The organism is Salmonella sp. SSDFZ54, from assembly GCF_004010735.1.
GTDB lineage: Bacteria > Pseudomonadota > Gammaproteobacteria > Enterobacterales > Enterobacteriaceae > Salmonella > Salmonella enterica.
This window is the reverse complement of the sequence record NZ_CP034819.1, coordinates 3,572,126-3,586,221: the sequence shown is the minus strand read 5'-3', so window position 1 is coordinate 3,586,221 and position 14,096 is coordinate 3,572,126. Positions and strand designations below refer to the sequence as shown.

At 52.9% G+C, this 14,096-nt stretch carries 13 protein-coding genes, 1 pseudogene and 1 riboswitch; of the genes and pseudogenes, 1 reads left to right on the top strand and 13 read right to left on the bottom strand.

All coding sequences use genetic code 11. The annotated features are described in order from the left end of the window. Positions 1 to 138: 138 nt before the first annotated feature. The 6 genes from EOS97_RS17675 to moaA all read right to left on the bottom strand — a co-directional run bounded on the left by EOS97_RS17675 (position 139) and on the right by moaA (position 3,594). Complete coding sequence (locus EOS97_RS17675) at positions 139 to 843, bottom strand: Bax inhibitor-1/YccA family protein (RefSeq protein WP_000373611.1); 705 nt, start codon at positions 841 to 843, stop codon at positions 139 to 141. A gap of 47 nt (positions 844 to 890) precedes the next feature. Continuing rightward, positions 891 to 1,343, bottom strand: a complete 453-nt coding sequence (gene moaE, locus EOS97_RS17670; protein WP_000545202.1) for a molybdopterin synthase catalytic subunit MoaE — start codon at positions 1,341 to 1,343, stop codon at positions 891 to 893. Between the two features lies 1 nt (position 1,344). Beyond that, positions 1,345 to 1,590, bottom strand: coding sequence for a molybdopterin synthase sulfur carrier subunit (moaD, locus tag EOS97_RS17665; protein WP_000598585.1), 246 nt, complete (start codon positions 1,588 to 1,590; stop codon positions 1,345 to 1,347). Continuing rightward, positions 1,583 to 2,068: a cyclic pyranopterin monophosphate synthase MoaC gene (gene moaC, locus EOS97_RS17660; RefSeq protein WP_000080894.1), complete on the bottom strand. Its 486-nt coding sequence runs from the start codon at positions 2,066 to 2,068 to the stop codon at positions 1,583 to 1,585. The genes moaD and moaC overlap by 8 nt, the downstream gene beginning before the upstream one ends. Positions 2,069 to 2,070: 2 nt before the next feature. After that, the gene (gene moaB / locus EOS97_RS17655; RefSeq protein ID WP_000084604.1) at positions 2,071 to 2,583 is read right to left on the bottom strand and encodes a molybdenum cofactor biosynthesis protein B; all 513 of its coding nucleotides are present in this window, start codon (positions 2,581 to 2,583) and stop codon (positions 2,071 to 2,073) included. 21 nt (positions 2,584 to 2,604) lie between these two features. Further along, positions 2,605 to 3,594, bottom strand: coding sequence for a GTP 3',8-cyclase MoaA (gene moaA, locus EOS97_RS17650; protein ID WP_000168180.1), 990 nt, complete (start codon positions 3,592 to 3,594; stop codon positions 2,605 to 2,607). Next, positions 3,582 to 3,726: riboswitch (molybdenum cofactor riboswitch) on the bottom strand. (Overlaps the previous gene by 13 nt.) Positions 3,727 to 3,990: 264 nt before the next feature. Between moaA and yvcK the strand changes: the two genes are divergently transcribed. After that, positions 3,991 to 4,899: a uridine diphosphate-N-acetylglucosamine-binding protein YvcK gene (yvcK, locus tag EOS97_RS17645; protein ID WP_001246033.1), complete on the top strand. Its 909-nt coding sequence runs from the start codon at positions 3,991 to 3,993 to the stop codon at positions 4,897 to 4,899. A 91-nt stretch (positions 4,900 to 4,990) separates the two neighbouring features. On the opposite strand, the gene slrP is transcribed toward yvcK, so the two are convergent. The 7 genes and pseudogenes from slrP to bioB all read right to left on the bottom strand — a co-directional run bounded on the left by slrP (position 4,991) and on the right by bioB (position 14,032). Then, on the bottom strand, positions 4,991 to 7,258 hold the full coding sequence (gene slrP, locus EOS97_RS17640) for an SPI-1 type III secretion system effector E3 ubiquitin transferase SlrP (RefSeq protein WP_023165979.1): 2,268 nt from the start codon (positions 7,256 to 7,258) through the stop codon (positions 4,991 to 4,993). Positions 7,259 to 7,265: 7 nt separating this feature from the next. Then, positions 7,266 to 7,440 (bottom strand): annotated as a pseudogene (locus EOS97_RS27235) (hypothetical protein). Positions 7,441 to 7,747: 307 nt separating this feature from the next. After that, entirely contained in the window at positions 7,748 to 9,769 is a 2,022-nt protein-coding gene (gene uvrB, locus EOS97_RS17635) for an excinuclease ABC subunit UvrB (protein ID WP_000042502.1), read from the bottom strand. Between the two features lie 650 nt (positions 9,770 to 10,419). Next, positions 10,420 to 11,106: a dethiobiotin synthase gene (bioD, locus tag EOS97_RS17625; protein ID WP_001616933.1), complete on the bottom strand. Its 687-nt coding sequence runs from the start codon at positions 11,104 to 11,106 to the stop codon at positions 10,420 to 10,422. Further along, positions 11,099 to 11,854: a malonyl-ACP O-methyltransferase BioC gene (gene bioC, locus EOS97_RS17620; RefSeq protein ID WP_000079911.1), complete on the bottom strand. Its 756-nt coding sequence runs from the start codon at positions 11,852 to 11,854 to the stop codon at positions 11,099 to 11,101. Before bioC ends, bioD begins: the two co-directional genes overlap by 8 nt. Further along, positions 11,838 to 12,995: an 8-amino-7-oxononanoate synthase gene (bioF, locus tag EOS97_RS17615; protein ID WP_000118939.1), complete on the bottom strand. Its 1,158-nt coding sequence runs from the start codon at positions 12,993 to 12,995 to the stop codon at positions 11,838 to 11,840. Before bioF ends, bioC begins: the two co-directional genes overlap by 17 nt. Continuing rightward, the gene (gene bioB, locus EOS97_RS17610) at positions 12,992 to 14,032 is read right to left on the bottom strand and encodes a biotin synthase BioB (protein WP_000090727.1); all 1,041 of its coding nucleotides are present in this window, start codon (positions 14,030 to 14,032) and stop codon (positions 12,992 to 12,994) included. Before bioB ends, bioF begins: the two co-directional genes overlap by 4 nt. Positions 14,033 to 14,096: the final 64 nt, after the last annotated feature.

Genomic DNA, 14,096 nt, shown 5'->3' with positions numbered 1-14,096 from the left:
TTATCACTCTTCACATGATCACGGTGATAAGAATGGCAAGCGCAGGAAAACATTTCTAAGATATTTATGCTGTTTCGCCCTAAATATAGTCCTAAAAAAATCCTGGCGCAGGGCCAGGATTTTAAGAGATAGCTATAATTAGCGGCGATTACCAAAAATACGCAGTAACATCAGGAACAGGTTGATAAAGTCCAGGTACAGCGTTAACGCGCCGAGAATCGAATATTTACGCAGATTAGCGCTATCGCGGGTATCTATTTGCTCGCCGATATTTTTCAGTTTCTGCGTGTCATAGGCGGTCAGACCGACAAACACCACCACCCCGATATAGGTTACCGCCCACATCAGCGCTTCACTCTTCAGCCAGAAATTGACCAGCGACGCCAGAACGATACCAATAAGCGCCATAAACAGCATGTTGCCGAAACCGCTAAGATCGCGTTTAGTGGTGTACCCGTACAGGCTCATGGCGCCAAACATTCCCCCCGTCACCACAAACGTGCTGGCGATAGAGGAGTAGGTGTAAACGATAAAAATACTGGATAACGTCAATCCGGTTAGCGCCGAATAGAGCATAAACAGCGTGGTCGCCATTCCGGCGCTAAGTTTATGCACCAGTCCCGACAGAACAAACACCAGCGCAAGCTGGGCAATAATTAAGCCAAAGAAGGTGATCTTACTGGAAAAGACAAACATCATGACGGCTGGCGTATTAGCCGCATACCACGCGATAAACGCGGTCAGTAACAGTCCGACCGTCATCCAGCCATACACTTGCGCCATATAGGTCTGCAGGCCGGACCGCGCCTGCACTATTGAATCAGATCGTGGAAATCTGTCCATGATGAACTCCTGTGTGGAAATGATACCCTAAAGCGTATCACATTCTGCTACCAACGTTTCGCCAACTGCTGGTCGCTGTCGCGCGCTTCGACCCAGCGATCGCCTTCCGGCGTGGCTTCACGCTTCCAGAACGGCGCACGGGTTTTCAGATAATCCATAATGAACTGACCGGCGTCGAACGCGCTACTGCGGTGCGCGCTGGTGACGCCGACAAACACAATCTCATCGCCCGGCCATAATTCGCCAACGCGATGAATCACCGTGACCCGCCCCAGCGGCCAGCGGGAACGCGCCTTCGCGACGATCTCCGCCAGAGCTTTCTCAGTCATGCCGGGATAATGCTCCAGCGTCAGCGCCTTAACGCTATCGCCCAGGTTATGATTGCGCACTTTTCCGGTAAAGGTGACGACCGCGCCGTCTTCGTCGCGCGCCGCCAGCCAGGAATATTCCTCCCCGACGCTAAACGGCGCGGGGCCGACTACAATTCGCGTTTCGTGCATGTTAGCCCCCCGTGACTGGCGGGAAAAACGCCACTTCATCGCCCGCCGTCAGCGGATGGTCAAAACTTACCAGCGTCTGGTTGACCGCCGCCAACAGCTTGCCGTCTTCCAGCGCCAGCGCCCAACGATCGCTCTTTGTCGCCAGATGCTGTCGCAGCGACTCAACGGTGGAAAAATCTGCTGGAAGATCCAGCGCATCAGTTCCTGTAAGCTCGCGAAGCTGGGCGAAGAAAAGCACCTTAATCATGCGCATCCACCTTAAAATCCCCCGATTTGCCGCCGCTTTTCGCCAGCAGGCGCACCGGACCAATTACCATATCTTTTTGTACCGCTTTGCACATGTCGTAGATGGTTAACGCCGCGACGGACGCCGCGGTTAACGCTTCCATTTCGACGCCGGTTTTACCGGTCAGACGGCACAGAGACTCAATACGCACGCGGTTATGCTCCGGCTCGGCCTGCAGCTGAATCTCCACTTTACTTAGCAGTAGCGGGTGACACAGCGGGATCAGCTCCCAGGTGCGTTTGGCGGCCTGAATACCGGCAATTCGGGCGGTGGCGAAAACATCGCCCTTGTGGTGTTTGCCATCAACAATCATCGCCAGCGTTTCACTACGCATGGTAACGAATGCTTCCGCACGCGCTTCACGAACGGTTTCCGCTTTCGCGGAAACGTCCACCATGTGCGCTTCGCCTGCGGCGTTTATATGGGTTAATTGCGACATCGTTATTTCTTTAAATGAGGGTGAAAATTACATGGGCGTGTACGGGCATCCAGCTGCGGCGCAATGATATTCTCCCATGCGGTTCTGCACGCTTTTGTGGAGCCCGGCATGGCGAAAATCAAGGTGTTATTCGCCACGCCAGCTACCGCGCGCGACTGCAGAGTTGCGGTGCCGATCTCTTCAAACGAGAGCATGCGAAACACTTCGCCAAATCCTTCCACTTCACGATCGAACAGCGGCAACAGCGCTTCCGGCGCCTGATCGCCTTCGGTCAAACCGGTCCCGCCAGTTATCAATACGACCTGCACCTCATCACTGGCGATCCAGGCGGAAACCTGGGCGCGAATCGCGTAACGGTTCTCTTTAACGATGGCTTTCGCCACCACTTCATGCCCGGCCTCCTGCGCCGAATCACGCAGATAATGACCGGAGGTGTCGTCTTCTTCGCCGCGTCTGCTGGAAACAGTAAGAATAGCGATGCGGGTCGGGATAAATTCAGCGCTGACCTGACTCATCTGAAATCTCCTTATTAAGGATTAACCGCCAATGTAAGATAAATTTTGCGTAATACCAGTATTGCTCTGGTGAAGGAAATGGGTCTGCTTTTTCTCCCGCAACGCGTCGGAAATACGTTCCTCAAGCGCGTATTGCTGCGCATCATCCTGTAACAGGTCGCGTAAACTCACGCCGCCGTCGCCAAACAGACATAAATGCAGCTTCCCGACGGACGAAACACGCAGGCGGTTACAGGTGGCGCAGAAATCTTTTTCGTACGGCATAATGAGACCAATCTCACCGGCGTAATCGGGATGACAAAAAACCTGCGCCGGGCCATCGCTGCGCTGGCGGAGCTGGTGGATCCAGCCGCGCTTAATCAGCTCGTCGCGTAATACCTGACCCGAAATATGATGTTTGCGGAAGAGATCGCTCCCCTCGCCCGTCTCCATAAGTTCAATGAAGCGTAGCTGAATGGGGCGAGGCTGAATCCAGGCAAGGAAGGTATCCAACTGATGGTGATTCACGTCGCGCATCAGCACGGTGTTGACTTTCACCTTTTCGAAACCGGCGTCAAAGGCGGCATCGATGCCCGCCATCACCTGGCGGAATTTGTCCTGACCGGTAATCGCATGGAACTGACGCGCATCCAGACTATCCACGCTAACATTGACGCCCGTCAGCCCCGCTTCGCGCCAGTTCGCGGCATCGCGCGCCAGTCGATAACCGTTAGTGGTCACCGCGATCTGGCGAATAGCATCATTTTCACCCACGGCGGCAATGATGTCGGTAAAATCGCGGCGTAATGAAGGCTCGCCGCCGGTAAGACGCACCTTCTCCGTGCCAAGACTGGCAAAAGCGCGCGTAACGCGACGAATTTCATCGACGGTAAGGAAACCGTTGTTAGTGACGCCGCCAGGTTTGTAGCCATCCGGCAGGCAGTAGGTGCAACGAAAGTTACACACATCGGTAATCGACAAACGCAAGTAGTAAAACTTACGCGCGAAAGCATCGGTAAGTTGTGAAGCCATGTACACCTTTCCAAATACGGGAGGCGGAGTCATTTCTTCCTGCGCCCTGGTGGCAAACGTTAAACGTTGTCACGGCCAAAGCACCGTATCAAAAATGACCCAGGTGCAGAGGCTAGAGTGTTTACTGTGGTTACGCCGATACTAGCGTGTAAATGACAATTTCGCCATCACGCTTTCGCTATATAAACATATACATAGCGATATGATCGTGCTATTTAGCGACAGAATACGTGAAAATCACACTTTTACATTGATATATATCATTTAGCCGTGGTAACGCCCTCGCTATAAAGGGGTAGTCGGGAATAATTAATTGTCTTTTAGCCGGTCGGCTAATTGCTGAAAACCCGCGACTTGCGCTACTGTAGCGCTGCTTATTTGACTTCAGGAATTTTTATGCGCAATCGTACGCTGGCTGACCTTGATCGTGTCGTTGCCCTCGGCGGAGGGCATGGATTAGGACGCGTCCTCTCCTCGCTTTCTTCATTAGGTTCGCGCCTGACCGGCATTGTGACTACCACAGATAACGGGGGGTCAACTGGCCGTATTCGCCGCTCGGAAGGCGGGATCGCCTGGGGCGATATGCGCAACTGTCTGAATCAGTTAATTACCGAACCCAGCGTCGCATCCGCTATGTTTGAGTACCGTTTTGGCGGTAATGGCGAACTTTCTGGTCATAACCTCGGAAATTTGATGTTAAAGGCGTTAGATCACCTGAGCGTGCGGCCTCTGGAAGCGATTAATTTAATTCGTAATCTGCTTAAAGTGGACGCGCAGCTGATCCCGATGTCGGAGCTACCGGTAGATCTGATGGCGATTGACGATCAGGGGCATGAGATTTATGGCGAGGTGAATATCGATCAGTTAGCGACGCCGCCGCAGGAGATCATGTTAACGCCAAACGTTCCGGCGACGCGGGAAGCGGTACAGGCCATTAATGACGCGGATCTGATTCTGATTGGCCCTGGCAGTTTTTATACCAGCCTGATGCCTTGCCTGCTGCTGGATGAACTGGCGCAGGCGCTGCGGCGCACCCCAGCGCCAATGGTGTATATCGGCAATCTGGGTCGCGAACTGAGTCTGCCCGCCGCCAGTTTAACGCTGGTCGATAAGCTGGCGATGATGGAGCAATATATTGGCAAAAAAGTCATTGACGCAGTAGTGGTTGGGCCGCGAGTTGACGTCAGTGCGGTGAACGATCGGCTGGTGATTCAGGAAGTGCTGGAGGCCAGCGATATCCCCTATCGCCACGATCGTCAGTTATTACATAATGCGCTGGAAAAAGCGCTACAGGCGTTGGGTTAAGCCCGTTTACCGACGACGCTGCGCTTATCAGAAGCCTGTTTACACCGAAGGGTAAACAGGCTCTCTCCCCCTTCCGATAAACTGCGTTCAGCTACCGCCAGTAGGCGCTCATGAGCGAGCTCACCTCTTTTTTCAGCAATATATTCTCCATGAGCTCAGTACAGAGTGACTGATTAATTTCTTCCATTATTTTTTTCCCAATAGCACGCTCTGCGTCAGAGTCGTCTGCTATTCTTAACGCTTCCAGTTCAGCATTGACCCGGCTCTGATACTCATCCGTTTCAATACACTCAGCCCTTTTGGCCATCATTTCACGCCACTCTTCTGGCGCTATACGCTCCAGCACTTTATGCCACGGCCCCCACAGCGCAAACCATTTGTGAAAATCCCTATTTTCAGCAATTTTTATCCTTATTTCCGCCTCGTCCAGGTCAGACTCAGTGATACCCGAAACGTTATAAAATCGCATATCCTGGGTCATTGTTGTCAGCGACAGCGACTCTCGTAACTGATTCTGAAAACCCAGATATACTTCGATTTCGTCAATAAAAAACAGCCGTTTTACCTTTTCTCTGGCGAGCGATTCTATTTGCTCCAGCCGAAAGATTTCACGCCCCGCCATAATCAGTTCCGCTAAGTGGCTATCAAAGGCGCCTCTTTCAGCATCATGAACCAACGTCGCTTCCTGCATTTGGTGGTATGTCAGTGTGACCCGATCTTCACAGCTTATCGTTGCATCCATAGCTATAATAAATGCGGTTTCTCTTAGTGTGCTATCATCAGCCAGGCGCATTAGCCAGGCGGAGACTTGTGCCTTAAAATCCGGGTGTCGGGTATTCTGCGTATCACCAAGATAGTCCAGGAATCCGCTGAAAGCCGCCGCGTTTGCCTCTGCCTCAAATGCCCGCCATTGGTTGATGTCTTCCTCCTCAAGATTGGTTAGCCACCACCGGACAGCTTGATGCAGTGGTCGAGTTACCCGAACAGTTGAAAAGTCGCCCATGGCGAAAAATACCTCGGGTCCCTGATAACCCGCAGAGGACATTAGCCGCTGCATATTCTGTATTGTTCGTTCTGAAAAAGGATTATGTTCTACGATTATTCTTGTAGGTCGAGGTCCTTCACCACGAAAATGGGGTAACGACTCCGGGAGACGGACCAGGCGATTGCGAGAGGCCTGCATTATTTGTAATGCTGCCGGGAGGTTTTCCGGAAGATTACTCAATGCGTTACGGGAAACGTCCAGCGTTGTTATCGTGGGAGGTAGTGTTTCAGGCAGAACAGTAATCTGATTTTTACTTACATCCAGGAACTGTAATTCTGGTGGTAACGATGCGGGCAGACTGGTTAAGGCATTTTCGCCGGCCTCCAGATTCTTCAGGCCCGGCGGCAATGTTTCAGGCAGAGCGGTTAACGAATTACTCTGCACATTCAAACGGATAATCCCTGACGGAAGATGTTCTGGCAATGTCCTTATGCGGTTATCATAAACGCTCAGGTACCGAAGTTCCTCAGGTAGATTTTCAGGTAAGCAACTAATTTTATTATGGAAAAGATCCAGCGATTGAAGCGCTGAAGGCAAACGTTCCGGTAATTCAGTAATACGGTTAATGCTCAGCTCCATTTTCTGTATGGTATCTGGTAACGAGGCAGGGATACTGGTTAGCTGATTACTTCTGGCATACAGGATCTGTATATTTCCCTGTAAATTTTCCGGCAAACTTTTCAGTTCATTGTTATCGAGTATCAGAGTAGTTATCTGCTCAGGAATACAGGCGGGTATAGTGGTAAGTCCTAATATTTTCAGACGGAGTTCCGTCTTATTATTTTTCAGGCAGTCACGCATCCGTTGTACGGCTTTTTCACGATTTGCTGCCTCTTCCGCTGGCGCCGCTTTTACCCACTCAGACCAGTTTAACTCATAATTCACAGCATCTTTGGAGCCAGAAGCGCTACTCGCCTGCTCGCTTTCTGTCACACGGGTATAGGTGACTGACTTTCCCCCTCCCTCAACGGTATAGCCCTCTGTATTAAAAACTATAGACAGAATTTCCTGACTATTTTCACTCAAAATACAGTATTGGTCTGCCCCTCCTCTACTATACTGAATATTATCCGCATACGCCGGGAAAGCTAACGTCCTTAAACATTCAAACTTGCTTTTGATCTCTTCTGGCGAGGCGGTTTCAGGTGGATGACAAAGATAAGCGATGCAGCTTTGTGCTTCAACCTGATGTTCTGAAGAGAAAAAGGCACTTATTTTATTCCATATCTCTTCTTTTAAAGGCACCTCTGTTGATGCCTCATTGCTAATACTTTGATGCCTTGCCGTAGGTTGTATATTAGTAATATTAAACATATTTTCCCTACCTGATCTGAACGTAACCTAAAGTAACAGATAAGGATATTCTCAACTTTAAATAAGAGGTCATAGTCGTCATTATTTCGGACAAATCATTCAGTATTTGCTGCACTTGACTTATAAATGCTCACGCTTCCATCACCTCTTTTTTTACGTAGGATGATGTTATCTGTTGCCATGACACGATTTCAACGAACTCACATAAGATTAAAATGACGATCATAAGGATAGCTATACCGATAATACGGGGCGTTTTTTTCATAGCCGAGGAGAGAGGGAAAATTAGCGTTGGGTTCAGCCTCAATGCTAATTTTCTTCAGTTGTGATTAAACTAGCTACCCCATTGATGTTTTGACTTTTTCGACAATCTCGTTAGTCAAAGCCTGTCACTGTTTTTCATTCCTGACTGACTTAGCCCTGACTATTGCACTGAAATTCTCAAAAACGAGCCATGGTAACGATGACTCGCTGGCGATCGACACATTGTCAGGACGCCGCGATAAACAACTCGCGTAACTGGTGCAACTGGTCGCGAATTTGCGCGGCTTCTTCAAACTCCAGATTTTGCGCGTGCTGCATCATTTGCCCTTCCAGTTCATGAATTTTCTGCTGCAACGCTTTCGGCGTCATATCCAGTTCGACAATTCCGGCTTTTGCCGTAGAACGGCCCTTGCCTTTCCCCTTCGCTTTGGTTTTCGCAATGTTCTGCCCCAGCGCCAGGATGTCGACCACTTTTTTGTTCAGCCCCTGCGGAGTGATACCGTGCTCTTCGTTGTACTTCTGCTGCTTCTCGCGACGTCGCTCGGTTTCGCCAATCGCCTTCGCCATCGACGGCGTGATTTTATCGCCATACAGAATCGCTTTACCGTTAACGTTACGCGCCGCGCGTCCTATGGTCTGAATCAGGGAGCGCTCGGAGCGCAGGAAGCCCTCTTTATCGGCGTCCAGAATCGCCACCAGCGAGACTTCCGGCATATCCAGCCCTTCGCGCAGCAGGTTAATCCCCACCAGAACGTCAAACTCGCCCAGACGCAAATCGCGGATGATTTCCATGCGCTCCACGGTATCAATATCTGAGTGCAGGTAACGCACGCGCTCGCCGTGTTCTTCCAGATATTCGGTCAAATCTTCCGCCATCCGTTTGGTGAGCGTAGTGACAAGGACACGCTCATTAATGGCCGCACGCTGACGAATTTCGGACAGCAGATCGTCCACCTGGGTCGCCACCGGACGCACTTCAATAATCGGGTCCAGCAGCCCGGTCGGTCGCACGACCTGATCCACCACCTCATCACCAGATTTTTCCAGCTCATAGTTGCCGGGCGTGGCGGAAACATAGATAGTTTGCGGCGCTAAGGCTTCAAACTCCTCAAACTTCAGCGGACGGTTATCCAGCGCCGAAGGCAGACGGAAGCCATACTCGACCAGCGTCTCTTTGCGCGCCCGGTCGCCGCGGTACATGCCGCCTATCTGCGGGATGGTGACATGAGACTCATCCACCACCAGCAGTCCGTCGGCGGGCAGATAATCGAACAAGGTTGGCGGCGGTTCGCCCGGCCCGCGGCCCGACAGAAAGCGGGAATAGTTTTCAATGCCTGAGCAGTAGCCCAGCTCGTTCATCATCTCTAAATCGAACTGCGTGCGCTGGCTTAATCGCTGCTCTTCAAGCAGCTTATTATTTGCCAGCAAAACCTTACGCCTGTCCGCCAGCTCATCTTTTATCTCTTCCATCGCCTGCAGAATACGCTCGCGCGGCGTCACGTAGTGCGTTTTGGGATAGATAGTATAACGTGGCACCGTTGACTCTACCTGCCCGGTTAACGGGTCGAACAGCGACAGGCGTTCCACTTCTTCATCAAACAGCTCAACGCGTAGCGCGATGTCGTCAGATTCAGCTGGGAAGATGTCGATCACTTCGCCGCGCACGCGAAAGGTACCACGCTGAAAAGCTTGATCGTTACGGGTGTATTGCAATTCCGCCAGCCGACGCAAAATCGCGCGCTGGTCAATCAGCATTCCCACCGTCAGATGCAGCATCATTTTCAGGTAGAGATCCGGATCGCCCAGACCGTAAATCGCGGACACGGAAGCCACCACCACGACATCGCGTCGCTCAAGCAACGCTTTCGTTGCCGACAACCGCATCTGCTCAATATGTTCGTTTACCGAAGCGTCTTTTTCGATAAACGTATCCGAACTTGGCACATACGCTTCCGGCTGATAGTAGTCATAGTAGGAGACGAAATACTCCACCGCGTTTTCCGGGAAAAACTCTTTCATTTCGCCGTAGAGCTGCGCCGCCAGGGTTTTATTGGGCGCAAGCACCATCGTTGGCCGCTGCAAGTCCGCAATGACGTTGGCTATGGTGAATGTCTTCCCGGAGCCGGTCACGCCCAATAACGTCTGATGCGCCAGCCCGTCCTCCAGCCCCTCTTCCAGACGACGTATAGCGTCCGGCTGATCGCCAGAAGGTTTAAAAGCGGAATTCAGTTTGAACGGTTTACTCATGAGCGGCTACCTGAAGGAGTGAGCGGGCAGGGATGTAATTTTACTCTCGACGGTGAATATTGCCAATAAAAAACACTGGATGAAAAAACAGTAACACTCCAGTGTATAATGGCTATCGGCAGATACCCCACGCTATTTAGAGGTAAAACATAGACAGTCGCGGGGTAAAATTCCAGCAGTGTGCTGGTTATCCCCAGACCAGAGTCTTTTTTAACATTTGTCAAGTCGGATGATGAAAGTTTTATGTCAACGTATCCCCCTTCCTTTACAACCATTGATTTTATATAACTTGCTGTCTGAAAAGGGATATTTTCTCAAGCCGTCTTTCGCGCCAATTTAGTCGCAGGCCGCGTCGCCTCTCGCTTACGTTGTGTTTTCTAACTCTAATACACAAGGTTATCCACAGGAATAGTGGATAACTGCTTCCAGCCCGTATCCCCTGCCGCCTGGCAAAATCAGCCCCTGACGTTTTCGCCGGGCGATAAAAAAAAATTATCGCTATTTTTGGCAGATTATTGGCTAACGAGAAGGGAAAAATTGAAGCGTACACGCTCACATTTTGCACATTTTTAGCCTGGCGACGTCAGGAGGGTCTGGCGAAAGAACAGCAGGATCGTCAGATCCTGCAAGAAGGCGGTTTTTAAGCGCGGTCAGGCGCGTTCCAGGGGGCTGAGGTCCAGATACTGTCCTGTCGCCGCCTGCGATGGAGAAATGCCCAGCCACGGGATTTCCCCTAACAGCGGGGCCGGTATGACGCGGCGAAGCGTCGCGAGATATTCACCATGACGCGCGCCCGGCGGCTGTATGTCGTTGGCTATCCATCCGACAAGTGGTAATCCGGCCTGTTCTACCGCCAGCGCCGTCAGCATGGCGTGATTAATACAGCCCAGCTTGACGCCAACAACCAGAATCACCGGCAGCTGTTCCGTCTGTACCCAGTCGGCAAACGTCAGCGTGGCAGAGAGCGGTGTAAACCAGCCGCCCGCCCCTTCTGTCAACACCCAGTCTGCCTGCGCCTCCAGCGTTCGCAATCCGCGTGATAACACCGCCGCGTCTATCGCCCGGCCTTCGTCGGCGCTAACGATGTGGGGAGAGGTAGGCTCGGCAAAAGTATAAGGATTGATAGCGGAATAAGGTTGCGGCAGGCTGCTGTTACGCTGCAAGGCCAGGGCATCGCTATTGCGTAGCCCGTCGGTTGTCATTTCGCTGCCGGAAGCGACGGGCTTATAGCCTACGGTTTGATAACCTAACTGCGTTGCGGCCTGCAATAAGGCGCAACTGGCAACCGTTTTACCGACTTCAGTATCAGTACCGGTCACAAAATAGCGTTTAGTCACGTTCAATCACTCCCATAAAAAGATGGTACGTCAGCGGATATTTCCCCTGCCGCTGCGGCCATGCCAGTTGAATCTGTCTAAGCCGGGCGCGGGTTAATACATCCGACTCCCGCCCTTCATGAAGATGGGTGGCGCCAATGCCTTTAAGCGAGCGCATCGCGCTCAGGGCATCCTCAAACCACAATGTCATCGCCTGAGTATGACGAGACGCCCGCCAGCCGCGCAGCGCGTGGTCAATGGCCTCTTCCGGTAAAAAGCTATTCGCGTGAGCGCGATTATCGACGGCCTGCCATGCCTGACGCAGCTCCGGCAACGACCCCTGGCACAAGGTGGTAAACGCCACCACGCCGCCGGGCCGTACAACCCGATACAACTCGCTCAACGCATCACGTAAATCGCCGCACCACTGGACCGCCAGGTTGCTCCAGGCCAGGTCAAAAACTTCGGCGTCATGGGGAATCGCTTCGATATCCGCCAGCAAATAGTGATGCGCCGCCTGACGATCGCGAGCCTGTTGCAGCATCGGCAGCGAAAGATCCAGGGCGGTCACTTCGCTCCCCCGCTCTCGCCAGTAACGACTCATACGTCCGGGGCCGCAGCCTGCGTCCAACACACTGGCAAACTGGCGGCCTGTCAACAGCGTCAGCAGCGCATCCGCGCTGTGTTGCTGCAAAGAGGCGTGCTGTTCATATTGCGATGCGGCCCGGCCAAACGCCGCCGCAATAGCCTGCTTATTCACCTGCGCCATGCAGCACCTCCAGCAGACGGTCGATATCGCACGCTTCATGCGCCTGCGTTAACGTTAAGCGTAGGCGCGCCGTACCGACAGGCACCGTCGGCGGACGAATCGCCGTCGTCCAGCATCCTTGTTGACGCAGCGCCTCCGCCAGGCGCAATGTACGGCTGTTATCGCCCACGATTAACGGCTGGATGGCGCTATGGGCATTCAGTAGCGTAAACCGGGACGCGTTAACGCCGGCCCGAAAGCGCTGAACCAGAGCGGCGAGTTTTTCGCGCCGTTCACGACCTTCATCGCTACGGATCACCGCCAGCGAGGCGCTTAACGCCTGCGCCTGGGCGGGCGGCATACTGGTGCTGTAAACCAGATGACGGGCGAATTGCAGCAGATAATCCGCGACGCTTTCCGAGCAGAGCACCGCTGCGCCGCTGACGCCAAACCCCTTACCGAAAGTCACCACCAGTAACTCAGGCTTCACCCCCCGTTGCCAGCAGGTGCCCCGCCCCTCATCGCCAGTCACGCCGATGCCGTGCGCATCATCAACCAACAGCCAGGCATGATGCCTGCGGGCAATGTGCTGGATTTCCGCCAGCGGCGCGCAGTCGCCGTCCATGCTGTATACACCTTCTGTCACCACCAGTTGCTGACCCACGCAGGGCGATTGCAGTAAACGCGACAGATGCTGCGTATCGTTATGGATAAAGCGGCGAAGCTGCGCCGGACTCAGATTGGCGGCCTCCAGCAGGGAAGCATGACTCAACCTGTCGGCCACAATCCGGTCATTTTTTTTCATTAAGGCGGTAATGACCGCCTGATTCGCCGCAAAGCCAGAGATAAACAGCAGCGCGCGTGGATATCCTAACCATTGCGCCAGTTCCTCCTCTAACGCCTGGTGCGCCACGGAATAACCGCTGATATGACCCGACCCGCCGCTGCCGACGCCAAAACGCGTCGCTGCCTGTTGCCAGGCGCGAATAATCTGCGGGTGTTGACTTAAGCCGAGGTAATCATTGCTGGAGAAGTTAAGATACTGTCGCCCGTTCGCTACCAGCCAGCGTCCGGCACCCTGCGATACCACATAGCGGCGGCGCAACGTATCCGTCGCCCGACGCGCCGTCAGCGCATCGTCGACGCGTTGTTGCCAACTCATAAGGCTGCCGCGTTGTAATAATCATCGGTGTCAGGCGTCATCAGCGTCTGCTCCAGACGTTGCTGCTGCTCGTTATCGCCCGCCAGCACCCTGGTCTGCTGCGGATTCAGCCCCAGCTTACGGAATAACTGCAGATCCTTGTCCTCTGCCGGATTTGGCGTAGTTAACAATTTGCAGCCATAGAAAATCGAGTTCGCCCCGGCCATAAAGCACATCGCCTGGGTCTGCTCGTTCATCTGTTCACGCCCTGCGGAAAGACGCACGTATGAGGTCGGCATCATGATGCGCGCCACGGCGATAGTACGAATAAAATCAAACGCATCCACGTCATCGTTATCCGCAAGCGGTGTGCCTTTCACCTTCACCAGCATGTTGATTGGCACGCTTTCCGGCGGCGTCGGCAGGTTCGCCAACTGCAACAACAGTCCGGCGCGATCGGTAACCGTTTCGCCCAGACCCACAATGCCGCCGGAGCACACTTTAATCCCTGCTTCACGGACTTTTTCCAGCGTGTCGAGGCGCTCCTGATAGGTACGGGTAGTGATGATATTGCCGTAAAACTCCGGCGAGGTATCGAGGTTGTGGTTGTAGTAATCCAGCCCGGCGTTAGCCAGACGCTGCGCCTGGCTCTCGTTCAACATGCCGAGCGTCATACAGGTTTCCAGCCCCATCGCTTTGACGCCCTGTACAATCTGCTCCAGATAAGGCATATCGCGTTCATGCGGATTCTTCCAGGCCGCTCCCATACAGAAGCGGGTCGAACCGGCGTTTTTCGCTTTACGGGCGGAGTCCAGTACCTGCTCTACCTCCATTAAACGCTCGGCTTCCAGCCCGGTTTTATAGCGCGAGCTCTGCGGGCAGTATTTACAATCCTCCGGGCAGGCGCCGGTTTTGATCGACAGCAGCGTACTAACCTGTACCTGCTGCGGATCGAAATGCTGGCGATGAATTTGCTGCGCTTCAAACAGCAATTCCAGCAGTGGTTTTTCAAATAATTCGGTTACTTGCGACAGTGTCCAGCGTGGGTGGCGAGCCATCGGGCTTCTCCAAAATATGTTGTTTGTTTTTGATATGGTGTAGACTCGTAAACCTAAATCTTTT